This is a genomic window from Cronbergia sp. UHCC 0137 (assembly GCF_034932285.1).
Lineage (GTDB): Bacteria > Cyanobacteriota > Cyanobacteriia > Cyanobacteriales > Nostocaceae > Cronbergia.
Map to the genome: position 1 here is coordinate 88,004 of NZ_JAYGHC010000003.1, position 6,892 is coordinate 94,895.

Genomic DNA, 6,892 nt, shown 5'->3' on the forward strand with positions numbered 1-6,892 from the left:
CCTGATTAATTTAGAATATAGTAATGATTCCATATTAGCGATCGCTTGTGTGTGGAGAGGAGGAGGGGGGTTGTTAAAGTTGTGAGCGATCAGTTAAAATTTCATAACCTGTATCTGTCACCAACACCGTATGTTCAAACTGAGCAGATAGAGCATTATCAACAGTTACAGCCGTCCAACGGTCAGATAAAATGCGGGTGAACCTGGTACCAGCATTTAAAATTGGCTCAATTGCTAAGGTCATTCCTGCACGAAGTTTAACATTAGGTATATCACGACATCTATAGTTAAAAACAGCAGGTTCTTCGTGTAAATTACGCCCTACACCATGTCCAGTAAATTCTTCAACCACAGTAAAACCATTAAATTTTACATGATCTTCAATAGCACCAGCCACTTCAGCTAAATGTACACCAGCTTTAACTTGTTCAATCCCCTTAAAAAGTGCTTCTTCAGCCACACGAACTAATCTAGCTGCTTCTGGGGTAACATCAACCACAGGAATTGTAATACACGAATCACCATGAAAACCTTGATAATACGCACCTGTATCTACTTTTAATACATCACCAACCCGAATTACTTTCTTACGGCTAGGAATTCCATGGACAACTTCATTGTTAATGCTAGAACAGATAGAACAGGGAAAACCATGATATCCTTTAAAGCTGGGAGTTGCACCCATTTCGCGGATACGGTTTTCTGCATAAGTATCTAAATCAGCCGTTGTCATTCCTGGTTTGACTAACTCAGAAATTTCTTTGAGAACTGTAGCCACAATTTTAGATGATTGTCGCATAATCTCAATTTCACGGGCTGATTTAATTTCAATTCCTCGGCGTTGTCGTTTTGCAGGTTGGGGTTGAGGTTGAGCTTTTTGAGACAGCAAGTTACTGAAAATGTTCATGGGAAATTAATAATGGCTGGTGCTTTATGGCTGAAATGTCAATTTATTTTCTAGCTTAATTGCGAAAATATATCTATTCTATATTTTAAGTTAACTTATTTTCTACAAAATCAGCACAAATAATAATCAGTGGGGGTTGGAAAATTTATACCTTTCTTGATAATTTTTAGGACTTACGCATTGTACAAAATGAAGATGATATGTATGAACGAAATTGCCTAGTTTCAGGCTTTATTTTGTAGTCTGTAGGGTGCGTCAGACAGAATAATTTAGGCTAAAATCACTAACTTTCAGATTCTGACGCACCTGACTTCATCTAAATCAGTGCGGTGCGTCAGATAGAAAAAATCTGTTTTGTGCCAAATTATCGGGTCTGACGCACCCTACAAGAGATAAAATCCATAACCCTTATCTTATGTAATAGATTCTGTCAATGAGTAACTCCTAAGATTATAAGATAAACAGGATTTTTAATCTCTAGTCATCTTTATTTTTAAAGATTAAGATAATTCTTGTGCAGCCGATAAAGCCTCGTGATATAGTCGGGAACTAATATGTTTACCTTGTGCAATCAGAGCATCTAAAATATCTTTGATACTAAAAATTAAACCTTGTTGTTTTGCTACTAATAAAATGCCAATTGTCCCAATAATTTTTAACTTTCTAGATAAAGCAACTCGTCTAGCATCTAAATCATCTATTAGACTAAAGTAACTGCTGGATGAGTTCCTGTTGTTATCTCATTATAAACTTCTTGCGGAATAATAACTTTACCAAAAATATCCCGCAGTAAATTAAGTTGTCCGACTTTTGCTAATTCACTTAAAGGTGTGGTATCAGAGACAATAATCACTTTTTATAACGGTTTAAAATTTCTAATGTTTGAGTAACTTCTTGTTGTAGTTCTTCTTTTGTTTGTGTGGGGAAGGGAGATATTTGGTAACTATTCATTAAGTCAGAAAGTGAAGAATATTTAATCTCTAATAGTTCTGCTGCACGTCCAGCACTAATATCTCCATGACGTAATAATGTCATGATATATGCTTCTTTGGCTTTTTTTTCTGCTTCTAAACGATGAATTTCTGGGACTTCGGGTAAGGTGAGGGTAAATTTGATTTCTGTTGTAGCCATTTTATCATTCCTAATTTTGGAAAATGTTGGGTTTCCTTCCGTCAGTTTAATCTATATCACTTAATTATACAATATAATAGCTGAGTGATCAAATTTTATGTGAAGCTGCACAATTTTAATTCACGGCAAAATCAGTATATTTTCTTCTGGTTGGTGAATGAAATGCTAATACAATATCTTGTTTAGGCACGCCTAATTCTAGCAAATTTTCAGTAATTCCCCTCTCAGTTCCATCATGTTGTATCCAAATTTTTCCATCTTTGATATCAATATGTAGCATAATTCCATGAATACGTTTTTCTTTATTCCAACCTACAGTCATTAACTGATAATGGTTATGTTCTCTGTCAAGAAGTAACTGTAATTCTACATCTCCATAAGATGGCTTAAATTGACTATATTCTTGCAGGATGCTTTCAATGTAATTCCGATATTTTTCTAATTTATCCATTGATATATTGTCTCCTCTTCAAACTCCTCCAAATTGCATAAATAATGGGTCATTTGTAATTGTCCAACCTTCTTTAATGAAGGCATTTTTGACAGCATTGTGAAATTTATCTTTAGCCATGTTTTGTAACTAGGGCAGGCTAGAAGCCCACCCCACCAAGTCTTATTTTACCCTTCTATTGCGTCTTTTATCCACTGTTGCAATGTATTTACAACTTCGTCAATGGGGATTTCTTGAGATTCACGGGTGGCGCGTTTTACTACTTCTACTTTACCATTTGTAATGGCTCTCCCCGTTACTATTCTAAAGGGAATCCCAATTAAATCTGCATCTTTAAATTTAACACCTGCTCGTTCATCACGGTCATCGAGTAAGGTTTCTACACCTGCTTTGTTGAGTTCTGTGTAAAGTTTTTCGGCTATTTCGATTTGTTGGGCATCTTTGATGTTAGGAATTGTAACGATCGCATGATAAGGAGCGATCGCTATCGGCCAAATTATGCCATCCTTATCGTAGGATTGCTCTACAGCCGATTGTGCTAACCGGGAAACACCAACCCCATAACAACCCATTACTAAAGGCTTTTCTTCTCCTTGTTCGCTGGTATAAGTTGCACCCATCGCTTGAGAGTATTTTGTACCTAATTGGAAGATGTGACCAACTTCGATACCCCTTGCTGTTTGTAGGATTTGGTCGGGATTGTGTAGAGAGCGATCGCCCGGTCTAGCCTTACGAATATCTACTATAGTTTCAGGTAACTTAAATTGCTCACCCCAATTCCCACAGACGACGTGAAAACCAGTTTCATTTGCACCAGTCACAAAGTTCTTTAAATCAACGGCTGTTTTATCCACCAACCGCACAAACTGAGAATTAATTTGTTTACTTCCAGCAATATAATCATCACCAATATTAGGTGCAATATAACCTAAAGGTAAAGATTTCGCCTTCCATGTTTCCTGTGCTTCTGCATTGGGTACAGTTAAAGTCAGAATAGTTTTCGCGCCATATTTGGGAGCTAATTTCGTTAATTCATTTTGCAATTTAACTTCGTTAACTTCCTGATCACCCCGAATAATTACCAATACCAAAACCGTCAAACCATTATCATACACAGTTTGATATAAAACGTTTTTCACGATTTGCGTGGGAGAACATTTCAAGAAACTACAAACTTTTTCGATAGTTTCCGTTCCTGGCGTTTCCCATTTTTCGTAATTGCTAAAAGGTGAAACTTCAGCATCAGCAGGTAAAGAAACAGCCTTTTCTACATTCGCTGCATACTTCCCATCTTCAGTGTAGAGAACTTCATCTTCTCCTGCATCTGCTAACACCATAAATTCTGTTGAACCAGAACCACCAATTGCACCAGAATCAGCTTCCACCGCCCGAAAAGCCAAACCAGAACGCCGCAACATATTACTATAAGCGGTATACATATCCTGATAAGTTGCTTTTAAACTTTCCTCGTCAACATGGAAAGAATAACCATCCTTCATAATAAATTCCCGTCCACGCATCAACCCGAAACGGGGACGAATTTCATCACGGAATTTAGTTTGAATTTGATATAAATGTATAGGTAATTGCCGATATGAGCGAATCATATCACGGGCAACGGTTGTAATTACTTCCTCGTGAGTTGGTCCGAGTCCTAATTGTTGTTCACGACGATCAACCAGCGAAAACATGATACCCTCAGCTTTAGTGTAGGTGTCCCAACGTCCCGACTCCTTCCATAAATCAGCAGGTTGTAATTGAGGTAACAAACATTCTTGTGCGCCGGTGGCGTTCATTTCTTCCCTCACAATTTGGGAAACCTTCTGTAACACCCGCCACATGAAGGGCAGATAAGCATAAATACCACTACCAATGCGACGGATATAACCAGCGCGGAGTAGGAGTTTATGACTAGGAATTTCCGCATCTGCTGGATCATCCCGGAGAGTAACAAATAACATTTGTGACAGTCGCATCGTTTTTTACCTTTACGAAATCGCTAATTTCTAAAATCAGTTAAGTTTAAAATATTTTCATGTAGCTTGAGGAGAAAACTACCTTGTCAGATGTAATTTATCAAGCACAACCACCCCTGGAGTTTATTCCGCCAGCCTTTAACCCTGTTTTGTTAAAATTTGTTCATCTTTTGCTACCCAGTTGGATTAACTGGAAAACTGCGATTAGTCAAATTGAGGGGGAAAATGTAGAGGATTTGGTGGATCTTTACCGCCAATTTCAGGAAGGTAAAATCCGTTTTATGCTGGCCTTTCGACATCCTAAAACCGATGATCCGTTTTGTTTAGCTCATTTGCTTTCCCAACTTGTACCCAAGGTAGCACGGGAACAGGGTATACAGCTACAACATCCGATTCATGGCCATTTTATATATGATCGCGGCATTCCGTTATGGGCTGGTAAACATATTGGTTGGCTTTTTGCTCATTTAGGTGGGACTCCCATTCAACGGGGTAAGGCGGATTGGACGGGGTTGCGTTCGGTGCGAGATTTGTATCTTAATGGTCAGTTTCCGATGGTTGCTGCACCGGAAGGGGCTACAAATGGCTTATCTGAGATTGTTAGTCCTTTAGAACCGGGTATCGCCCAATTTGGGTTTTGGTGTGCGGAAGATTTGCACAAAGCCGGACGCAGTGAGGAAGTTTTCATTTTACCAGTTGGGTTGAAATATAGTTATATTAATGAACCTTGGAGTGCGATCGCTAATCTGTTAACTGAATTAGAAACAGCAAGTGGTTTATTTGTCAACCAAGAAACTAAAGCAGATTTAGAATCCCTTTATCCCCGACTGTTAACTTTAGCTGAACATCTGTTATCCATCATGGAGCAGTTTTACACCCGTTTCTATCATCAAAAATTGCCAGATGAAAAAATTACTTCCGGGGAAATTACAGATAGAAATGAAGCCTTGGCTTATCGGTTACAATCTGTGATGAATGTAGCTTTATTTATTGCTGAACAGTATTTTGATTTATCATCCAGAGGTAATTGGACTGATAGATGTAGAAGAGTAGAACAAGCAGGTTGGAACTACATATTTAGAGAAGATTTTAAAGATATTAAATCATTATCTCCCATTGAAAAAGCCTTGGGTGATAGAATTGCCGAAGAAGCTTATGCGCGAATGTGGCACATGAGATTAGTAGAAAATTTTGTCGCTGTTTCTGGTAGTTATGTCCGCGATAAACCCACAGTGGAAAGATTTGCCGAAACTACGTTACTTTTATCAGATATGGTCAGAAAAATTAAAGGTGGTAATCCTTTACAACTTCCAGAATTAGGTAAACAACGGGTAAAAATTACCGTGGGTAAACCCATATCTGTTACTGAACGTTATCCAGGTTATAAAAACAGTCGTGTCGGTGCGAGACAAGCCGTATCTGAGTTAACAAGTGATTTACAGCAGATATTGGAGAGATTGGTATGTGAGGAATGATAGTAACCCAACTTGCTAGTTATGTATGGCTTGGTGTCTGGGATATTGGGGTGAGTTGTTGGAGGACTTCTTCTATTGGTTCTTCTTCGACTCCGACTATATATAGTAGGGGATAGCGGGCGCGAAGCATGAGGTCTATTTGTTGGAGTAGTTGTTGATGGGGGTTATTCATTATGTATAAATAGGGGGATTAGTTGTTAGTTTATTGGGTTTTTATTTCGCGCAAAGGAGTAAAGATGCAAAGAAGAAAATAAATGTCTGAATCAGGATGTACAGGATGTGACTGTTTGATTATTGGTTAGTTGTTAATAATTTAGTATAGAGAAAAGTAAATATTGATGAAGTGAGATGGAAGAATAAATATATGAATCTCATCTATCAACCATCAAATTACAATCCTGTAAATCCTCTAATCCTGGTTATCCTGATTCAGACAAAAAAATTATCGCCTAGTGCGAAGGTGAAGAAGAGAAAAGGAAAGAAGAGCAAAGAGAAAAGTGCAAGAGTGCAAAGATCTGCTAAGTCCTCGCTGCACCACTAAACATAACCTCTGGATATCCTGATTCAGACAAAAAATTTTCTCGCTATGCGAAATACGAAATAGGTAAGTGCGTAAATCAGTCTGTAGTCTGTAGGTTGGGTTAAGCGATAGCGCAACCCGACGCATTTGTTGAGTTTCCTTGCGTCAACCCAACCTTGTATCTTAGAGGTATGTTAGAAGAAGTGGTAGACCGTCCCAACCTGGGTCAGAAAAGACCGCTTTGTAGCAAGACTTTTTTCGATTTGGACAAGGTATTGGTGGAGAAACTATATTTATCGTAGGGGTTTAGCAATGCTCATTGGTGTCAACTTAACGTAAAACCCTGATAATGCCGTTAGATCAAACTTATTCAGTTCCCCAACAATCAAGAAGAACCTCACCCCCGCTTTTGCTAAAGTGATCTGATTACCC

Annotated in this window: 9 protein-coding genes; 1 reads left to right on the top strand and 8 read right to left on the bottom strand. The window is 38.3% G+C overall.

Annotation, left to right across the window (positions count from 1 at the left end):
* Window positions 1–73: 73 nt before the first annotated feature.
* From map to VB711_RS02045, 7 genes are all read right to left on the bottom strand, one after another.
* Window positions 74–907: a type I methionyl aminopeptidase gene (gene map, locus VB711_RS02015; RefSeq protein ID WP_323284005.1), complete on the bottom strand. Its 834-nt coding sequence runs from the start codon at window positions 905–907 to the stop codon at window positions 74–76.
* A gap of 500 nt (window positions 908–1,407) precedes the next feature.
* Complete coding sequence (locus VB711_RS02020) at window positions 1,408–1,608, bottom strand: DUF3368 domain-containing protein (RefSeq protein WP_323284087.1); 201 nt, start codon at window positions 1,606–1,608, stop codon at window positions 1,408–1,410.
* Entirely contained in the window at window positions 1,608–1,760 is a 153-nt protein-coding gene (locus VB711_RS02025; protein ID WP_323284006.1) for a hypothetical protein, read from the bottom strand. Before VB711_RS02025 ends, VB711_RS02020 begins: the two co-directional genes overlap by 1 nt.
* Window positions 1,757–2,038, bottom strand: a complete 282-nt coding sequence (locus VB711_RS02030; protein ID WP_323284007.1) for a UPF0175 family protein — start codon at window positions 2,036–2,038, stop codon at window positions 1,757–1,759. Before VB711_RS02030 ends, VB711_RS02025 begins: the two co-directional genes overlap by 4 nt.
* Before the next feature lie 115 nt (window positions 2,039–2,153).
* Entirely contained in the window at window positions 2,154–2,489 is a 336-nt protein-coding gene (locus VB711_RS02035; protein WP_323284008.1) for a XisI protein, read from the bottom strand.
* Window positions 2,490–2,507: 18 nt separating this feature from the next.
* On the bottom strand, window positions 2,508–2,609 hold the full coding sequence (locus tag VB711_RS02040) for an element excision factor XisH family protein (RefSeq protein WP_323284009.1): 102 nt from the start codon (window positions 2,607–2,609) through the stop codon (window positions 2,508–2,510).
* Window positions 2,610–2,656: 47 nt separating this feature from the next.
* On the bottom strand, window positions 2,657–4,465 hold the full coding sequence (locus VB711_RS02045) for a proline--tRNA ligase (RefSeq protein WP_323284010.1): 1,809 nt from the start codon (window positions 4,463–4,465) through the stop codon (window positions 2,657–2,659).
* Window positions 4,466–4,548: 83 nt separating this feature from the next.
* Here VB711_RS02045 and VB711_RS02050 point away from each other — a divergent pair, with 83 nt between their 5' ends.
* Entirely contained in the window at window positions 4,549–5,940 is a 1,392-nt protein-coding gene (locus VB711_RS02050; protein ID WP_323284011.1) for a 1-acyl-sn-glycerol-3-phosphate acyltransferase, read from the top strand.
* A gap of 19 nt (window positions 5,941–5,959) precedes the next feature.
* Here the strand turns inward: VB711_RS02050 and VB711_RS02055 are convergent, their stop codons facing one another.
* Window positions 5,960–6,112: a hypothetical protein gene (locus VB711_RS02055; RefSeq protein ID WP_323284012.1), complete on the bottom strand. Its 153-nt coding sequence runs from the start codon at window positions 6,110–6,112 to the stop codon at window positions 5,960–5,962.
* Between the last annotated feature and the right edge of the window lie 780 nt (window positions 6,113–6,892).

Bases quoted from the DNA above. Each gene is read 5' to 3' on its own strand.
- VB711_RS02055 (WP_323284012.1), bottom strand. From the start codon at position 6,112: ATGAATAACCCCCATCAACAACTACTCCAACAAATAGACCTCATGCTT.
- VB711_RS02045 (WP_323284010.1), bottom strand. From the start codon at position 4,465: ATGCGACTGTCACAAATGTTATTTGTTACTCTCCGGGATGATCCAGCA.
- VB711_RS02040 (WP_323284009.1), bottom strand. From the start codon at position 2,609: ATGGCTAAAGATAAATTTCACAATGCTGTCAAAAATGCCTTCATTAAA.
- map (WP_323284005.1), bottom strand. From the start codon at position 907: ATGAACATTTTCAGTAACTTGCTGTCTCAAAAAGCTCAACCTCAACCC.
- VB711_RS02035 (WP_323284008.1), bottom strand. From the start codon at position 2,489: ATGGATAAATTAGAAAAATATCGGAATTACATTGAAAGCATCCTGCAA.
- VB711_RS02030 (WP_323284007.1), bottom strand. From the start codon at position 2,038: ATGGCTACAACAGAAATCAAATTTACCCTCACCTTACCCGAAGTCCCA.